This window comes from Corynebacterium sp. TUM25020, from assembly GCF_056388495.1.
The window spans coordinates 15,288-33,548 of record NZ_JBWJFG010000003.1 but is presented as its reverse complement, the minus strand read 5'-3'; the positions used below and the strand labels follow the sequence as shown (position 1 = coordinate 33,548).

Here is an 18,261-nt window from a genome sequence, read left to right as displayed (position 1 = left end):
GGCTACATCTCCCACTCGTTATTACTGCGCAACGCCTCTAGCAGGCGCCGGATTGCGGTGACGCGCCGAGCGGATGGGCCGGTAAGAGAATCCAGTGCGCACTCTGGGTCCGCAGGTGGGCCCATATGAGTGCAGCCGCGGGGGCAGTCATCGATCACCTCGCGTAGATCCTCGAAGACTTCTACGACGGTGTCCGGATCTACATGTGCCAAACCAAGGCTGCGGATACCGGGAGTATCAATGATCCAACCGCCCTGCGGGAGCTTGAGGGCGACCGATTGGGTGGAAGTATGGCGCCCCTTGCCCACGCCACTGACCTCGCCGGTGGCGCGTTCTGCGTCGGGAATAAGGCGGTTGACCAGGGTGGATTTTCCAACGCCTGAGTGGCCGACAAGGGCGCTGACGTTGCCTGTGATGTGCTTTGTGAGCGCATCCAGAGAGTCGTCTACACCGGTGGTGAGCACCTCGACGTCAAGGTCGCGGAACTCGGCAGCGAAGGCGCTGGGATCGGCGAGGTCGGACTTGGTGAGGCACACCAACGGAGTCAGCCCGCCGACAAAGGCGGCGATAAGTGCCCGCTCCACAAAGCCAGTACGCGGAGGTGGGTCGGCGACGGCGCTGACGATAAGGAGATAATCCGCATTGGCGACGACGATGCGCTCATAGGAATCCGTATCGTCTGCCGTTCGACGCAGGACGGACGTGCGGTCTTCAAGACGCACGATGCGCGCCAGTGTGTCCTTTTTGCCAGAAGTGTCGCCGACCACCCCAACGTGGTCGCCGACCACGACATTGGTGCGTCCCATCTCGCGGGCCCGCATGCACGTGACTAGGGTGCCGTCCTCGTCTAACACCACGCCCCAGCGGCCACGGTCTTTGGAGACGACCATGCCACGCTTCGCGTTTTTGTGGCTGGGGCGATCCTTGGTGCGCGGGCGGGAGCCTTTGCCTGGGCGGACACGTACATCGGACTCATCCCAGTGGCGGGCGCTGCTGTGACTCCGCGCCATTTAGCGTTCCTGCCCCAGAAGCTGCGCCCAGCGGCGACGGAATCCGGGAAGGGTCTTGGCGGTTGTGTCTACATCCGAAACTTCGATGCCCTCGACGCGCAGACCGAGAATAGCTCCCGCGGTGGCCATCCGGTGGTCGGCATAAGATTCCCACCGGCCTCCTTCCAAAGCTGCCGGATGGATGATGAGACCATCGGCGGTCTGCTCCACATTTCCGCCCAGGGCATTGATATTGTCCGCCAGTGCCTGTAGCCGGTCCGTTTCGTGGCCGCGTAGGTGTGCGATGCCATAAAGGTGGCTGCGGGTTTCCGCGAGCGCAGCGAGGGCTGCGACGGTGGGGGTGAGCTCGCCGATATCGTGCATGTCCCAGGTGATGCCGTTGATGCGGCCAGTACCAGTGACTACAAGCTCGTCATTGTGGACATCCAATTCTGCTTCCGCGCCCATGTCCAACAGAATCTGGCGGAATTGGTCACCCGGTTGATTAGTGGTTGCGGGCCAATTCTGGATGCGAACAGTGCCCCCGGTCAGCACGCCGGCGGCCATAAAAGGGGTGGCGTTTGATAGGTCGGGTTCTACCGTCCAACGGCGCCCCTGAATCGGACCCGGATGTACCGTCCAGCGGTTGAAGGACGTCTCCACGGTCACGCCCGACTCACGCAGCATCTGGACCGTCATTTCTACGTGCGGCTGGCTAGGCAGGGAATTGCCCTCGTGGATAACGGTAACGCCCTCGGTGAAACGCGCGCCGGCCAGCAGTAAGCCACTGACAAATTGGGAGGACTGCGAGGCATCGATCGTGATCTCTCCGCCCTTGACCTCACCGGTGCCCTCGACGAAGAAGGGAAGTCCCTCCGGATTGCACTCTGTGCTGGTATTCACCGTGGCGCCGAGGGCGCGCAGGGAACTGAGAGTGGTGGACATCGGGCGGCGGCGGGCTTCCACGTCTCCGTCGAAGGCGACTGTGCCAGTGGCCAGAGCGGCGATTGGGGGGACGAAACGCATGACAGTGCCAGCCAGGCCGCAGTCCACCTGTCCGCCGTGGAGCTCCTCGGCAGGTGTGACGTGCATCTGGTCGTTCTTTACCAAGATCTGGGTGCCCATGGATCGCAGTGCTGCCATCATCAGCTCCGTGTCCCGGCTGATGAGCCCACCGGTGATGGTGGATGGCTCATCCGCCAGCGCGGCGAGGATGAGCGCGCGATTTGTGATCGACTTCGACCCCGGGATGGCCACGGTGGCCTGTACCGGCTCGGTGGCGACGGGGGCGGGCCAGAGTTCTTTAGACATACCAGCAGACATATTCGTATTGTCTCACTTTTTCCCAGGAAAAGAAGTGCGGGGTAGGCATAATGGGCAGGTATGTGTGGCCGATACGTTCTTTTTAGTTCCCTCGAACAGCTTGCGGATAATCTGCGCAGTCGGCTGGGTGCATCCCGCATCCTGCGCGCTGGGGAGGGAGACTGGCCGGCCAACTTTAACGTGGCCCCAACGACCGAGGTGCCGATTGTGCGGGAGTTTAGAAACGAGACTGCAATCGGACCCGCGCGGTGGGGATATCCTCCTAAGACGGTGTTTAATGCCAGGGGAGAAACGGCATTCTCCAAGCCATTGTTTGCAGGATCGGTGCCCTGTGCGTTCCCCATGGACGGTTGGTACGAGTGGACGGTCGAAGCAGATGGCAAGAAGCAGCCCTGGTTCAGTACTGCTGCAGACAATCATCCGATGTATGCGGCAGGGCTATGCAAGGCAGTGGAGGGGCAGCTGTACGGCACGATTATTACCGTCGCAGCTCTACCGGAACTCGAGTGGCTACACAGTCGCATGCCCCGGATCCTGGTCGGCGATGAACTCGGTGCGTGGTTGAAAGGCGAGGAGACGGACACAGTGGCGTCACCAAATAGAGAAACAGTTGTCGACAGCCGCAAGGCCGATAGGAAGGTCGGTTCCGTGGCCAATAACTATCCGGAACTGGTGGGAATGAGTGAGGGATAGAATTGCGTTGGAAGAAAGGTGAGAGGTGAGCGAATGAAACGCAGCAACGACAGCGCTGATGAGCTGCTGCACAGGTTCGAGGCCGAAGCATTGCCTCTGCTGGATCAGCTTTATGGAGCGGCATTGCGGATGACACGTAACCCAGCTGATGCGCAGGACCTCGTGCAGGACGCGTATATGAAGGCCTATCAGGCTTTTGGCTCCTTTAAGGAAGGCACCAACCTGAAAGCGTGGATGTATCGAATCCTGACGAATACGTACATCAACAACTACCGCAAGGCACAGCGCAGACCTACGGAATCCAGCGCCGAGGATATGACCGATTGGCAGCTGGCGGAGACGGCAAAGCACGACTCCGTGGGATTGGAATCTGCTGAGGTTGAGGCGCTGAAGAACATTCCGGACAAGCGCATTCAGGATGCGTTGATGAGCTTGGGCGACGACTACCGCATGGTCGTGTATTACGCGGACGTGGAAGGCCTGGCCTATAAGGAAATCGCGGAGATCATGGATACTCCGATAGGAACCGTGATGTCCAGGTTGCACCGCGGGCGCAAGCAGCTGCGCAGCAAGCTTAAAGACGTGGCGGCAGAGCACGGGATTGTGACTGGCGAGGCTCAGAAGAAACTCACGGAAGCGAAGGGATAGGGCATATGTTCGGAGAGAATTCGCGAAAGACCGATTGCGACGACCTGCTGGATGCGCTCTATGAGGTTGCCGATGGTGACGCCGACTGGGAGAGCCGTGAGCGGTTGCGTGCTCATGCGGATGCGTGCCCGGAATGCCTGCGGCAGCTGGGTATTGAGCAACAGGTTCGTGATCTGCTGCGCAGTTGTTGTAGCCAGCCGGCACCGGTGGAGTTGCGCGCGCGGATTTGTACGCAGCTGCGGGTGATTAGCTACCGCGTGGAGGAGTAGATCCAAGTATCGTTGCTTTCTACCGGTTAGTTTTTGGAAGACAATCCAAGTTAAAAGTAGAAGGAGAGAAAGATGGAAGCTGCTCAGATCGCGGAATGGACATTTATCGAAGAAGTCGCGATCCCACAGGACGTAATGGCACTACTAGTGCCCGGCGAACAGGCGGTTGTGGCGTTCAAGACTTTTAGGGATAGCGCGGTTTTTACGACCAAGCGTTTGATCATGCGTGACGCACAGGGGCTGCGCGGTAAGAAGGTTGAGGTCTACTCTTTGCCCTATTCGTCAATTAATATGTGGTCCACCGAGAATGCTGGAACGCTGGACTTCAATGCTGAGATTGAACTATGGACGCGCGCCGGGAAGATCAAGGTGAAGATCGGGCGGGATCTGGATGTTCGCCGTTTAGACTCGTTGATTGCGCACAGCGTTCTTGGAGCACTATAGCTTTTGGTAGCGCAGTAGCGTTGGTCGAGGAGTAGGAAAAGCAAAAGGCCGGTGGGCAAACCGTGTAATACGGTACCCACCGGCCTTTGATTACGGCTTAGCTGTTTGGACGCTTACCGTGGTTAGCCTTCTTCTTGCGACGATCCTTGCGCTTGCGGCCACGCTTGCTCATTGTGCAGCTCCTTGGTGTTTACAGGGGATTGTTTCCAACCAGTTCAGCTTAGCGGGGGTGCGAAGCTGGGCAAAATGTCGGTCTTAAACGGTGATGCGCTTGCGGGTGCGGGTGCGTCCACGGTTGGTGCGGCGCTTCAGGGCGCGACGCTCATCCTCGGCCATGCCGCCCCATACACCGGCATCCTGTCCGGACTCGATGGCCCAGTTCAGGCACTGGGAAGCGACGGGGCAGCGGTTGCAGACCAGCTTGGCCTTGGCGATCTGTGCCAGGGCAGGGCCGGAGTTTCCTACAGGGAAGAACAGTTCGGGGTCTTCTTCACGGCAAACGGCTTTGTGGCGCCAATCCATTGTTGTGTTTCCCTTCTATTTTTTCGGGCAACAAATGCCCGGGTGCGTCGTCTTGGTTGCTTGCGTTGTGGGTGGGTGCACTTAAGCCGGAGATCGAAGTTGGGCTCGACGAATTAACCTAGAGAATCTCTAGGCGAATTCAGGCAAAAGTGTTTGTGGCGAAGTGGCGTGCAGGCCCGTGTGTGAAGTGGCCGCGGCGGCTTCTCGCCAGACGATTAAGACCTTGTTGGCTTACTGTTAACCTCTTGGTCTTTTCTCGGTTACTTGGAGAATTTTGGCACGTTTTTGACAGCTTGGCTAGAGTTTAGATTCAAAATGTGAGAAACATCACAAGAAAACGATTTGCTGTAGCGGAAGTGAAGCGATTATTCGGTTGCGCCATCTTCGGCGGAGCCTAGTGCCACCACAGTCTCGCCACGCTTTTCAACCAACACATCGCCCGTCTGCTTCAGCGTCACCATGCCCTCGTAGCCCTTACGGTCTACAGGGATCGTCCGCAAAACCTTGCCATTATCCCAATCGACCACGTCAATTCCCTTGTACGTCGGCACTAACAGCCGCCCACCGAGAGGAACCGCAGGACCTATGGCCCCCTCAACCGTGAACTTTGGTTCCAGTGTCGACGGTCCGAAGGTAACCACCCGTGCGCCGTCGAACCAGCTCATCAAGTGCGCCGAGTCTGCCGTCTGGGGGCTGAAGAGTTCTCCGTTGCGTTGCTGCGGATTCAGCAGGGGAGCAGGGTCTGCCGGGTACTGCTGAAAGTTACCTTCCTTGTCGAGCACCTGGAAGCGCGAACCCTCGTTGTCTTTTCCGTCTTTCGCACGCTTGCCATTACCCGGTACGTAAATCGCCGCTCGATCTATGCCAATGGCCACTAGCTCACTGCCTGCTGGAACCTCGTACTCGTGATATTTCTCCGGCGCGTCCGAGTCCTCCGGCTTTGTCTTCAACAGCCGAATCAGCTTCTTCTCATCGTCCGGGCAGGTCTGTGCGGTAGCCAAGAGTTCCTTGCGGGTCAGCGCGGAGGTAAAACTGCACTCTACGTATTTCTGCCTGCCAGGCTTTACTTCGGTCAGCTTCTCACCGACCTCCACGAGTCGCACGAGATCGGTACGTAGGAGCTCTGTGCGAGCGGGAGCCAACATCCCGATTGCATCGCGGCTCTGGAAAAACCTCACATTATTGGCGGCCAGCATGTCGCGGGTGTGCCGGTATTTTCCGGTGCTGCTGTCTAGGGACACAACCTGCCCACAGCCCTTCGGCCCTTGCAAGAACAGGCTCGTCTTCTGCCAGTTCGCCGCCACCCCACACAGGTCCTCTGGTGCGCTGTAGTGCCACACCTCCGAGCCGTCCTGCCCGCGCACCATCTTTGCATTGTTGCCGTCGGTCAGTACCACGCCGCCCTGATCCACCACGAGGTCGGTGGAATCGGTTTCTGCGGACCATAAATCCTTCAGCCGCTGAGGAGCCTTTGGAGTTTTGGCATCCTTGCCGGCGTCGAGTGTTCGATCGTCAGCGGTGATTGGATCGCTGGCAACTTGGTGATCCACCTTGCGCGCATCGGATCCCAGCCACGTGACGCCACCGAGAGCTAAAACGCTGCAGGCAAGCGCTGCGGCAATGACGTGATCGCTGCGGCGCGCGCGTTCCGGGGAAGGTAGACGACGGCTCATCGACGAGGCCTCCTACTGGACTTCTTTACCTTCAATGCCGCACCTTTCACTCCACGTGCCGGCCCAATCCGGTCGCTGATGCTCTCTGGCAGGCCAAACTCTGCCAGAAACTCTTTACTTGACGAGAACCACTGGGGTGGATCCGACAAACCCAGCCCCAGCGCTTCGTTGATCGCGTTCCACCGTGTGACTTCATCCCAGCCGATGAGGCTGACGGCAGTGCCCGTATTGCCGGCTCGACCAGTGCGGCCAATGCGGTGTACGTATGTGCGTTCGTCGTCGGGCACCTGATAATTGATGACGTGCGTGACATCCTCGATGTCGATGCCGCGTGCGGCGACGTCGGTAGCGACCATAACGTCGGTTTCGTTGCGGCGGAACTCGCTTAGTGATTCTTCCCGGTCTTTTTGTCGCATGTCACCGTGCACCGCGCCCACGCGAAAGCCCAGCTCGGCCAGCTCTTGCGCCACATTCGCGGCCTGCCGCTTCGTACGTGCGAAAATGATGCTGCGCCCCCGTCCCGGTGACTGCAGGATTCTAGCTAGTGCGGAGAGTCGATCCAGTTTGTGGGACTGAAAAACTACCTGCTTCGTCGTTTCGTGGGTGGCCTCCGTCGCCGCGCTATCAGCCTGAATGAGTATGGGGTGGTGCATTAGCGTCCTGGTCAGTGCAGCAATCGGCCCCGGCATGGTGGCAGAAAACAGCATCGTCTGCCGCTTCGGACTGGTCTGCGTGATGATGTCGCGCACATCATCCAGGAACCCCTGATCCAGCATTTCGTCGGCCTCGTCCAACACCACGATTTCAACTGTCTCCAGTTGCAAGTGCCCTTGCCGGGAAAGATCCAACAATCTGCCCGGCGTGCCCACAATGACGTCCGCTCCACGGGTCAGCGCGGCGGTTTGCTTCTCGAAGCCCACGCCGCCATACACCGCCTGTACCTGCAGAGCACGGGTCTTGCTCTTCCCTGGTGATGCCCCTTCGGCCCCCACCGGCACCCGTAGATTCTTGGCAGCTGCAGTGAGATCGTCGGTGACTTGCAAACACAACTCTCGGGTAGGCACCACGATCAAGGCGCGTGGGGTGCCGTCGGGGGCGGTGACGGCGGCGTCATCAAAAACCCGATCGAGAACAGGAATGCCGAAACCTAACGTTTTACCCATGCCCGTGCGCGCCTGTCCGATGACGTCCGAACCTTTGAGGGCGATCGGGAGGGTGTATTCCTGGATTGCGAAGGCATGGGTGATACCGGTCTCTGCCAGGGCTTCCGTGATTTCCGCGGCTACTCCGAGGGCGTTAAAAGAGGGGCGGGAACCGGTATTCATGGGGCTCCCACCTTCCTTCCAAACCTTTTGGGAAATGCGCTTGCAGAATCTTGCGTCGCGTTTGCGATAGCTATGATGGTCACAATACTGCACGTGAGTATAAAACGAATATGAAGGAAAGGTTTCCTATGCAGATCAAGGTCGGATTCGTACACAACGCCCGCGAGCTGGCGATCACCGTCGATACTTCTAACGAGCAGAGCAAGTCGCAGGATGAGTATGTGACGGAAATTCAGAATTTCCTGGCCTCCGGTGGCAGCGAGACCCTGACCATCGAGGGCGCCAAGGGAACTCGCTACGTGCTTGTGCGTGAGCAGGTTGCCTACGTTGAGGTAGGCGCAGAGGCTAAGAACTCCGTCGGCTTCGTAAGCTAGGAGCGACGACGAGTTTTGAGTAGCGGCAGCAGTTTTCAGCGCCACCCAATTCCACCGGCTCGGAAGTCAACATCGGTGGAAGGGGGACAGCAGACACGCGGCGAAAACCTTAGCTTTCGCCGTGTGCTACTGGTCATTGCCGCATTTGTGCTGGTGTCGCTCCTGATCATGTACAGCGTACTCACCGGCTTGGGGAGTCACGATAGCGCGCAGGGGGGCGGTGGCGTGGCGTCGAAAGGCAACCCTGGACAGTCAGCTAAGTCCACGAACGACGAAAGCTCCATTGATGGGGAAGGTAGCTACGATGACCTAGAGCTGGGCGAGTTGCCCCCTGGCGGAAACTACGCGAAGAAGGGCAGCGGAGAGTTCCGCACCGTCGGCAAGCCCGGCAAGAAAGTCGGAAAGGGAAAGAAGAAGTTCACCTATGTGGTGGAGGTAGAAAGCACCGTTAAATCAGCCGACTACGGTGGCGACGATGCCTTCGCCGCGATGGTGGACGCCACCCTTTCCAACCCGAAATCGTGGGTTGGCGATCCGCAGTACTCCTTCCAACACGTAGATGAAGACAAACTGCCAAAGGGGGAAAAGCCGGATATGCGCATCCAGCTAACCTCAACCAAAACTACCGCCAAGACCTGCGGTAATAGCTATGGGATTGAGACCAGCTGCAATTATTCAGGCGAACGGCGTGTGGTGTTGAACGAAGCACGCTGGGTGCGCGGAGCTATCCCCTTTGAAGGCGACCTGGGTGCTTATCGGCAGTACATGATCAACCACGAAGTTGGCCACGCAGTAGGCCATAGCGCCCATGAGCCATGCACTGGTGATGGCAAACTAGCGCCGATCATGATGCAACAGACGATCAGCTTGAATAACGCCGAAATCTATAAGATCAACCCGGAAGAGCCCTTCGGGCACGACTCAAACACCTGCAAGGTCAACCCGTGGGTATTCCCCTTCGGGTACAAGAAGAGTAAGTAAACGAGAACATGATCAACGACGATTCTCACAGCGACTTTCAATCCCCGCCACCGGCGCATATTTTGGCCAGCTTCCAGGTGCCCTCGGCACATCCGGTGCTTTTGGAGCAGGAATGGAGCCAAGGATGGCGCTGCGATAGGGCAGTGATTTCCCGCGCGGACGAACCGGCTAGGGCAGCGTGGATCGCGAAGATCATGTCCAAGGTGCGCCCCGCGGGCGTGTCAATGTCGCGCCCCATCTTTTCTTCCGACGGGCGGTTTAGCGTATCCGGATGGCGTGCGCGGACGTTTATGTCCGGCCACCAGTCGCCACGCTTCGATGAGATGGTTGCAGCCGCTCTGCGACTCAACGAAGCCCTGCGAGGCGAGCGGAAGCCGACGTTCCTGGCACCCCCGGTGGCTGGCAAGAAGTGGTATGAATACGACCTCTACGCTGCGGCCGACCAGGCAGCCTTTGCCGAGGATCCGGCAGAGTGGATTACGCCGGTGCTGGCCCCCGAAACTGTGCCGCGTGAAGACGTCGCTGAAGCGTTGGTGAAGGCCGCGAGCTTGGCGGAACTGCGCGGGCCGATCAACGAGGAAGACCAATTGGTGCACGGGGACATTGCCGGCTGCACTATTTTCGACGGCACCGCTGACCCCATCGTGACGGATCTATACCCAGCCTGGCACCCGGCTGCCTGGACTGTCGCGCTGTTGATCGTGGACACGATGGCCTGGGGGAATGCTCCGGATGCGTTGTTGGATCGGTGGGCGCACCTGCCTGACTTTGAACAGCTGGTGCTGCGCGCAGTGATGTATCGACTTTTCCTGCACGCGATGCTGCCGAACGCTAGGCCGGATTCGTGGGCGGGGCTAGCGCGCGTCGCGGATGTAGTGGCGGCCTGGGTCGCACAACGCCGAGACGAACAACGCCGAGACGAACAACGCCGAGACGAACAATAATCGAACACAAAAAGAAGTTCAGCGGGAGGTTGTCCTGTGTGCGTGACAAACTTAAAGACATGGAGCAGGTCAACACTCGAGACATCAACCGCGACCTAGAAAAGCGGCTCGGAGCCAGCGGGAAGCCGCGCGTACGGCTGGGCCAGCCGTCGGCGACGACCGAACCTCAGGAACACTTCGAAGGCCTTGCTGGAGCGCTGGTCGAAGGATCCACACAGGTGGATTATGCGAAGCCGTATGCGATTCTCGGCGGACCGGGTACGGGCAAAACGTCACTGTTGATCGCTGCTGCGCGGGAATTCCTTCTGCGCGGGGGATCGGCGTCAGAAATAATGTTCTTCGCACCGTCGAAACAGGCGGCGACGGCCGTGCGCGCCGCACTGTATCAGCGCATGGCGGGCGAGGGGGACTATGCAGCTTCCGGTACTTTTGTGCGCTCGGTGCATTCGTGGGCCTTCGCGTTTTATCGCAGTGTGCAGACGCTGCGCGGTAAAAAGCAGCCACGGCTGATAACGGGTGCGGAGCATGACATGCAGATCCGCGAAATCCTGCGTGGCACTGTGGAGGACGGCAACCGTTATTGGCCCGCCAATGTGGTACCGGCCTTGGGGTATGCCGGCTTTGCCCAACAGCTGCGTGACCTGCTGCTGCGCGCTACAGAACGGGGAGTATCGGCGGAGCAGCTGCAACAATTAGGCGTGGAGCACGGGCGACCTATGTGGGAGGCCGCGGGGCAATTCCAGGCTGAATATGAGCAGGTGCAGCGCCTGGGCCAGTCCGAGAGCCTGAACGCTTCAGAGTTGTTGCACGCCACTCTTGCTACTTTCGACCAGCCCGAGGGGGAGCAGTTGGTCGAAAGGCAGCGGACGAAGACCAAACTGGTGCTGGTTGACGACGCACACAATTTGGATCCGGCGTCTGCGAGGTTGATCGAGAGCTTCCTGGTCCCCGGAACCCACACTCTTATCGCAGGCGATCCGGATCAGTGCGTGTTCCACTTCCGTGGGGCCGACGAGGCTTTTTTGGACTCCTACTCGCAGGATCCAGACCACCGGGTTGTGCTTAGTGCTTCCTATCGTTTGACGCCCCTTGCGGTTCAGGCAGTGAACGATATCCGCAGTCACTTGAGTTTTCAGCCAAGTCGCGTGGAACTGCGTTCCGCCGCGGCGCGCGAGGGGAACGTGGACGTGACAATCGCTCCGACAGAAACCGCGGAACGCTTGAGGATTGTCGATGTAGTGCGGCGCGCGCATGTCGAGCAGGACGTTGCGTGGGATGACATGGCGGTAATCGTGCGCGGCACGGGCAGTATCGCGCGGGTGCGTAGATCGCTCATGGCCTATGGCGTGCCTGTGAAGGTGGATCCGACATCCATGGTGCTGGCGGAACAACCGCTGGTGCGCATGCTGCTCCTAGCTGCGGAGGCCAGCTACCGCGATCTCACGGTGGCGGAGATGCATGAGCTGTTGGAAGGAAGCGTGGGCGGAGCGGATCCGGTGATGGTGCGCCGCGTACACCGCGCGGTGGCGCTGGCAATTCGTTCTGCACAGGTTGCCGGCCAACAGTTGCGACAGCATGAAAATGCTAAGCCATTCCAGGCTGCGGATTATGTGACGGAGTTTCTAAACCACCCGGGTGTCCCGGCGAATCAGTGGATCATTAGCTACTGCGGGCCGCGCGAGCTAGAAGTCATCCAGCGCGTATCCAAGGTTTTGGATGCAGGGCGTAGCGCACTGGCGGAACACCAGAGTACAGAGATGGTGCTTTGGAAGATTTGGCAGGCCACACAGCTGGATATGCATCTGCGGTCGCAGGCGTTGAAGGGTGGATCCCTAGGCGCCCAGGCTGATGCGGACCTGGATGCGGTGATGAGTTTGTTCGACATGGTGGGTGACTTTGCAGAGCGAAATCCGCACGCAAAGGTGAAGAGCTTTGTCGACAGTATTCGTGCCCAGAAGGTGCCAACCGGAGGGCGCGATCAGCGCGGAGTGCGCTCCGGCGCGGTAGAGATTCTGCCAGCCCACGCTGCGGCGGGTAGGCAGTGGCAAGTCGTGGTAGTGGCCGGTGTACAGGAAGGAGAGTGGCCGACCGGCCCGACCGTCGGCGGACTCTTCGGCCAGTTGGAGCTGGTGGATCTGCTGGATCGGGGTATCGACCCGAGCGTGCCCGTGGCACGTATCAACGATGCGATTGAGGAGGAGCGCCGACTATTCCTGCTAGCTGTGAGCCGGGCGACGGAAAGCGTGCACGTGACGTGCGTAGAGAACTCGGGTGACGAAGCGATGGTGCCCTCGCGCTTTATCGCCGAAATGGGCGTGGAGCCCACCACACTGGCGACCTTGGCGGAGTTAGACGGGGCTGTTGGCCATATGGTTTCAGGCTCCGGTGCGGGCACGCTGCCGCGCGTGCTGGCAATTGAATCCTTGCTGGCGGAGCTGCGCGATGCTGCGACTGACCCGCAACGCCCTGGTCACGAACGCCAGGCGGCCATGCGGAACCTGGCGAAGATGGCACGTGCCGGGGTGCATGGCGCAGCGCCCGAGGAATGGTGGGGCATGGTGGAACCGTCCACGAGCGCACGTGTGTTGGCCGGGGACAAGATCCGCCTGAGCCCATCCAAGCTAGAGAGCTGGAGCACTTGCGCCCTGCGTACTTTCTTGGAGTCGAATGGTGGTGTGAGCGAATCCACCGAGCCGATGCGTGTGGGCATTGTCATCCACGCAATCGCCGAGCAGATTGCGCACGGGATGGATCTATACGAAGCGAAGCTGGCAATTCGAGAGATTCTGCCGCATGTGCTTGACGGACCAGAGTGGAAGAATGACCAGACTCTAGAGGACTGGGAAAAGGGCGTCGAAAGGCTCTTTAATTACATCGACGGCCTGCGACAACAAGGCAATGAGCTAGAGACGGAGCGCACGCTCAGGGCCACAGTCGGACAGACACCCGATGGGGTAGAGGTAACGCTGAGTGGTCGTGCCGACTTGCTGGTGACGAACCCGGAGAGTGGCCTGACGAAGGTGATCGACTTCAAGACCGGCAAAAGTGCGGTGACTAAGAAGGTTGCGGAGGAGAGTCCGCAATTGAGCACGTATCAATTCCTGTTGCCTCTCAACGAACGCTCCGGTCAGGCGGGGAGGACGTACCGCCCCGGAGGTGCATCGCTGGTGTACCCGAGGGTGACCAACAAGACAATCGCCGAAAGGCCCCAGGCGGAGTTGACGGAAGAACAACTAGCTGGAGCGCACGACAAGTTGATGGAGATAGCGCCAGTGACGGCAGGGCCGACATACCTGGCCACGCCCAACGATCGCTGCAGAAACTGTGGTTTCAAGGCGATCTGCCCCGCACAGGCCACAGGAAAGCAGGTGGTGTAAATGGATAACAACCGACACATCTACAGCCCTCAGGAGCTGTCAAGGCTGATGGGGCAGAGATTCGAGCCCACCGATGAACAAGCTGACGTGATCCAGGCGGGGCCGTTCGGTAACTTCCTGGTGGTCGCCGGCGCCGGCGCAGGTAAGACCGAAACGATGGCTGCACGTGCCGTTTGGATGGTGGCGAACGGTTACGCTAGGCCTGAACAGATCTTGGGTCTGACCTTCACCCGTAAAGCTGCCGCCGAGCTGGGAGAACGCATTCGCCAACGGCTGCAGACCCTCGCGGAAAGTGCCTTTATGGATGAGCTGGCGCCAGACGATCCACGCCGCGAGGTGCTGAAGAATATCGCACCGGCAGTGGCGACCTACGATTCCTATGCCGGAGACATCGTCCGTGAATATGGCTTGCTCATCCCATCTGAACCTGCCGCACGGCTAATTACCGACGCCGAACGGTGGATGGTGGCGCGGGACGTGATTCTCAACTCGGGTGGCTCAGTGACCGCCGACAAGTCCATAGCGACCGTTATTGATGACGTGTGCACCCTTTCAGATGAAATGGATAACCACCTGGCCGAATTAGGTGAGGTTCAGAGCGAGAGCCTGAAAGCTAAGGACTTGCTGGAAGAGCTGCCCAAGAAAGCGAATGCAAAGAGTGAGTTCACCGGGGATAACCAGAAGTTTCTTGATGCCCAGCAGTATCGCATTGAGCTGCTGAGCTTCGTGCAGAAATACCGCGAAGCACTGCAGGAACGCGATCTGTTGACCTTTGGACAACAGATGAACAAAGCCGCGCAGCTCGTACGCGACCACGACATCGTGGGACAGGAACAGCGGCGACGCTTCCGCGTGGTCATGCTGGATGAATACCAGGACACCGGCCATGCTCAGCGCATCATGCTGCGATCCTTGTTCGGTGAAGGGCGTGCGAGCGGCAGTGAGTTTTCTGCGATGGCGGTGGGCGACCCAATGCAATCGATCTACCAGTTCCGCGGAGCTACGGCCTCCAACCTGGAGAAGTTCCGCACAGACTTCCCCGATGCTTCTGGCGAACCGGCGCAGAAACTGCAGTTGCTGACGTCCTGGCGTAACCCCATCAGGGTGTTGGACATGGCCAATAAGGTTTCTACCTGGTCCATGGAACGGAGCACTGAGAGCACCGGGCGCCTAGTCTCGGAACTGCGCCCGCGCTCCGGAGCCGCGGAAGGCGAGACGGCTGTGGCCTTTTTTGAGGAGCGCGAGCAGGAACTCGACTGGCTGGCCGAGAAGCTTCAGACCCAGTGGGAGGCCTACCAGCAGAAGCTGGAGGCAGCGGAAAACCCGGCGAAGGTTAAGCCCTTCTCCGCCGCAGTGCTGGTGACTGTAAACAAGGATGCGGTGCCGATCTATGAAAAATTGGTGGAACGCGGGGTACCAGCGGACATGACCGCCGGACCGGGACTTTTGGATATTCCCGAGGTCGCTGACGTGTTCTCTACGTTGCGCGTGCTAGTGGATCCCACGGATGACGTAGCACTTTTACGCCTGCTGACCGGACCACGGTGGAACATTGGAGCCGCAGACCTTGCTGTGCTTACTCGCCGCGCAGAGCAGATCGTCAATCGTGGAGCCGCGCAGCCTGGTGAAATGGATGAGACCGCAGCGCAGCTACAGGCCGAGAAGATCGACGCTTTCCGAAGCGCCGGGGTGCGGGAGGAGCTTATCGACAAGGTACTGGAGGCCATCCCCGACCCCACTGAGTTTTCCGTGGGGCTGACCGACGCGCTTGCAGACATGACTGATGCGGAGGAAATGGGCATGTCGGCTAAGGGAGCTAGGCGGCTTGCACAGCTCGGGCGAGAGCTCGGATACCTGCGCCGTCATAGCCTGCAAAAGAATCTGCCGGATCTGGTGGCGGATATCGAGAAGATGCTGGGAGTGCGCACGGAAGTTCTGATGCGTTGGCACCGTCAGCCGGAGCAGGCAATCGGTACCAGCCACCTCGACAAGTTCGCGCAGATTGTACGCGAATTCTCCCGCGTTGTTACTGCCAGCCCCCAGGCATTGGTCGAATACCTGCTGGCAGCTCATGCGAAGGAAGACGGCCTGGACCCGGGCGAGGTTCAGCGCAAGGACAACACCGTACAGATCCTCACGGTTCACAAGGCAAAGGGGCTGGAGTGGGACATCGTCGCCGTTCCACATGCCTCCCGCGAACGCTACGGCGATTATTCCCAGCCTAGGAGTGAATCTTCGTGGACGACCAATGCAAAGGTGATGCCCAGCAGTCTGCGTGGCGATGCCGGCGACCAGCCGGGAGCATACCCAGTGCTCTCGCTGGCCGAAGCGGACGATCGGAGTGCACACACCGGCGAATACAAGGCGTTCAACAAGCAAGTCAGTCGATTCCGTGCAAAGGAGAACGACCGACTGTTCTACGTGGCAATCACCCGTTCCGAGCGGGTGCTTTATGTCAGCGGATCTGCTTTTAAAGGATCGACAGCGAAGGGCAACGACCCATCCATCTGCCTTTCCCAGCTGCGCGAGTATATGCAGGAAAATGGCATTGATAGCCAGGTGGAATACTGGTCTGATTTGGGGAAGTACTACAAGGACCTGGATCAATTGCTGGAAGACTCAGACGGGCCACTTGAGGACAAACTCTTTTTGCCAACCCCTGAGATCAACGCACAGCGTTTGGACTACGAAGAGGAACGCAAGAACCGTGAATCCGAGGGCACCGTTGGTGCTTCTTGGCCCCGTACCGACCTGGTCGGGAATCGCCCCGAGGTCGCTGAAGCCGCAGCTCAGCTGAGGGCGGAAATCACAGCGCTAGAGGAGAAGACCAATGCAGGTACGGCAGGCGACGCCGACACTCCCGGCGCTGACCGCTCCGCACCCTCGACACTTGTCGAGGCTTGGGATCTGGAGACAGATCTGCTGCTTGAAGAGCTCGCCGAGATGGATAATACCGAACTATTGGTTCCCATGAACGTACGGATGACAGCCACCGAGGCTGTAAGTCTGCGCAAGGACGAGGAAGAGTTTGCTCTCCGCGCCCGCCGACCGATCCCACTGGAGCCGAAGCCCTACGCCAAGCGCGGCACCGCCTTTCACAACTGGGTGGAGCAACGCTACAAGCAGGTTTCGCTGCTGGACGAGGATCAACTCCCCGGAGCCTCCGATGCAACCTTGGAAGACCCCTATCTCGATACCCTCAAGGAGGCCTTCCTCCGTTCCGAGTGGGCACACCGACAGCCCACCAGTGTGGAAGGCGCTTACTCCGTCACCATTGGCGGCCATGTGTTCGAAGGGCGAATCGACGCGGTGTTCCACGAAGGGGACGACCCCGCCAACGGCTGGTTCGTCGTCGACTGGAAAACCGGGCGTAAACCCACCGGTGCGGACATGGATGCCGCCGCTATGCAGCTTGCCGTCTACAGGCTGGCATGGGCGAAGCTGCTTAGCGCAAAACTGGGGGTGGAGGTGCCCGCCGACAACGTTCGCGCTGCGTTCCACTACGTCGTGGCCAATGAAACATATGAACCGCGTACACTACTTTCTGCAGACGAGCTCGAAGGGATGCTTGGGGGCGTCACCAAAGGCAACGAGCAATGACGAGAGGATGTAGATGAAGTACCGGTTGCGCGAACGCTTTAGCGCCGACGATGAGGTCGATGAGCTACCGCCGCATGCGCTACTCAATATCGTCCACATTCCAACGTCGGTGGCGCAAAGCCCCTGGTGGCTCATCATTCGGCGTATGTTCTACGCCTTCTTGCTCGTGTTCTTCGTTGCTGGACTGGCTTATGTCGACCGTGATGCCTACGAAGGTATGGAAACCTTCATAGACGCGCTGTATTACTCCTCGGTGTCTCTGTCGACAACCGGCTACGGCGATGTATCACCGCAGACCCAAAACGCTCGTCTCGTCAACACACTGATCGTTACCCCGGCTCGCCTGGTGTTCCTGGTGTTGTTGGTCGGCACCACGTTGTCAGTGCTCACCGAAGAGTCTCGTAAAACGCTTGTCATCCGCCGTTGGAGGAAGAAAATGCGCAACCACACCATCGTCATTGGCTACGGCACCAAGGGGCGCTCCGCCATTGCAGCGCTCTTGGCTGACGGCGTATCGCCATCGCAGATCGTTGTCGTGGATACGGATCGGGAGGTACTGGACCAGGCCTCGGCACAGGGGTTGGTCACCGTGCAGGGCTCGGCGACCCGCTCCGACGTGTTGAAGCTCGCAGGTGTGAACCGTGCCCGTGCCGTTGTCGTCGCGCCCAACCAGGACGATACGGCTGTGCTGATTACCTTGTCCGTGCGTGAGATTGCACCTTCGGCCACCATTGTGGCCAGTGTCCGTGAATCGGATAACTCGCACCTGTTGCGCCAATCCGGTGCGGATTCCGTGGTGGTTTCCTCCGAGACTGCTGGCCGCCTGATGGGACTGGCTACCGTTACACCGTCCGTGACGGAAATGATGGAGGATCTGCTGTCACCGGATGAAGGATTCTCCATTGCCGAGCGTCTCGTCAGCGAGGAAGAAGTCGGCGGTAATCCCCGCGTACTGGAAGACGTCGTGCTGGGTGTAGTGCGCTCCGGCGAGCTATACCGCATTGATTCCTCCGAGGCAGAGACCATCGAGCCTGGAGACCGCGTACTTTATGTGCGTTCCAACCCGGGTGCCGACGAGATCCCAGGCGCAAAGTAGGGA

At 59.3% G+C, this 18,261-nt stretch carries 16 protein-coding genes; 10 read left to right on the top strand and 6 right to left on the bottom strand.

Translation table 11 applies throughout. The annotated features are described in order from the left end of the window. Positions 1–2: 2 nt before the first annotated feature. Positions 3–1,010, bottom strand: coding sequence for a ribosome small subunit-dependent GTPase A (rsgA, locus tag AC05K6_RS04595; protein ID WP_476727905.1), 1,008 nt, complete (start codon positions 1,008–1,010; stop codon positions 3–5). Further along, entirely contained in the window at positions 1,011–2,300 is a 1,290-nt protein-coding gene (gene aroA / locus AC05K6_RS04590; RefSeq protein ID WP_476727904.1) for a 3-phosphoshikimate 1-carboxyvinyltransferase, read from the bottom strand. Positions 2,301–2,372: 72 nt separating this feature from the next. Here aroA and AC05K6_RS04585 point away from each other — a divergent pair, with 72 nt between their 5' ends. The 4 genes from AC05K6_RS04585 (at position 2,373) to AC05K6_RS04570 (ending at position 4,366) form a co-directional block, all read left to right on the top strand. Continuing rightward, a complete protein-coding gene (locus AC05K6_RS04585) occupies positions 2,373–3,005 on the top strand; it encodes an SOS response-associated peptidase (RefSeq protein ID WP_293790798.1) in 633 nt (210 codons plus the stop codon). Between the two features lie 33 nt (positions 3,006–3,038). Continuing rightward, a complete protein-coding gene (locus AC05K6_RS04580; protein WP_293790799.1) occupies positions 3,039–3,653 on the top strand; it encodes a sigma-70 family RNA polymerase sigma factor in 615 nt (204 codons plus the stop codon). A 5-nt stretch (positions 3,654–3,658) separates the two neighbouring features. After that, entirely contained in the window at positions 3,659–3,922 is a 264-nt protein-coding gene (gene rsrA / locus AC05K6_RS04575; RefSeq protein ID WP_293790800.1) for a mycothiol system anti-sigma-R factor, read from the top strand. A 72-nt stretch (positions 3,923–3,994) separates the two neighbouring features. After that, a complete protein-coding gene (locus AC05K6_RS04570; protein WP_293790801.1) occupies positions 3,995–4,366 on the top strand; it encodes a PH domain-containing protein in 372 nt (123 codons plus the stop codon). Between the two features lie 97 nt (positions 4,367–4,463). Here the strand turns inward: AC05K6_RS04570 and AC05K6_RS04565 are convergent, their stop codons facing one another. The 4 genes from AC05K6_RS04565 to AC05K6_RS04550 all read right to left on the bottom strand — a co-directional run bounded on the left by AC05K6_RS04565 (position 4,464) and on the right by AC05K6_RS04550 (position 7,886). Then, entirely contained in the window at positions 4,464–4,538 is a 75-nt protein-coding gene (locus tag AC05K6_RS04565; protein ID WP_011274008.1) for a 50S ribosomal protein bL37, read from the bottom strand. Between the two features lie 83 nt (positions 4,539–4,621). Beyond that, positions 4,622–4,888, bottom strand: coding sequence for a WhiB family transcriptional regulator (locus tag AC05K6_RS04560; RefSeq protein WP_005293852.1), 267 nt, complete (start codon positions 4,886–4,888; stop codon positions 4,622–4,624). A gap of 365 nt (positions 4,889–5,253) precedes the next feature. Then, positions 5,254–6,561: an Rv3212 family protein gene (locus tag AC05K6_RS04555; RefSeq protein WP_476727903.1), complete on the bottom strand. Its 1,308-nt coding sequence runs from the start codon at positions 6,559–6,561 to the stop codon at positions 5,254–5,256. Next, positions 6,558–7,886 (bottom strand): DEAD/DEAH box helicase, encoded by a 1,329-nt coding sequence (locus AC05K6_RS04550; RefSeq protein WP_476727902.1) that lies wholly within the window; start codon positions 7,884–7,886, stop codon positions 6,558–6,560. Before AC05K6_RS04550 ends, AC05K6_RS04555 begins: the two co-directional genes overlap by 4 nt. Before the next feature lie 110 nt (positions 7,887–7,996). Here AC05K6_RS04550 and AC05K6_RS04545 point away from each other — a divergent pair, with 110 nt between their 5' ends. The 6 genes from AC05K6_RS04545 (at position 7,997) to AC05K6_RS04520 (ending at position 18,258) form a co-directional block, all read left to right on the top strand. Next, positions 7,997–8,260, top strand: a complete 264-nt coding sequence (locus tag AC05K6_RS04545; protein ID WP_293790804.1) for a DUF3107 domain-containing protein — start codon at positions 7,997–7,999, stop codon at positions 8,258–8,260. Between the two features lie 123 nt (positions 8,261–8,383). Further along, entirely contained in the window at positions 8,384–9,241 is an 858-nt protein-coding gene (locus AC05K6_RS04540) for a DUF3152 domain-containing protein (RefSeq protein ID WP_476727901.1), read from the top strand. Between the two features lie 8 nt (positions 9,242–9,249). After that, entirely contained in the window at positions 9,250–10,185 is a 936-nt protein-coding gene (locus AC05K6_RS04535) for a TIGR02569 family protein (RefSeq protein ID WP_476727900.1), read from the top strand. Between the two features lie 38 nt (positions 10,186–10,223). Further along, a complete protein-coding gene (locus AC05K6_RS04530) occupies positions 10,224–13,562 on the top strand; it encodes a PD-(D/E)XK nuclease family protein (RefSeq protein WP_476727899.1) in 3,339 nt (1,112 codons plus the stop codon). After that, the gene (locus AC05K6_RS04525; RefSeq protein ID WP_476727898.1) at positions 13,563–17,162 is read left to right on the top strand and encodes a UvrD-helicase domain-containing protein; all 3,600 of its coding nucleotides are present in this window, start codon (positions 13,563–13,565) and stop codon (positions 17,160–17,162) included. A 13-nt stretch (positions 17,163–17,175) separates the two neighbouring features. Beyond that, positions 17,176–18,258, top strand: coding sequence for a potassium channel family protein (locus tag AC05K6_RS04520; protein WP_293790809.1), 1,083 nt, complete (start codon positions 17,176–17,178; stop codon positions 18,256–18,258). Positions 18,259–18,261: the final 3 nt, after the last annotated feature.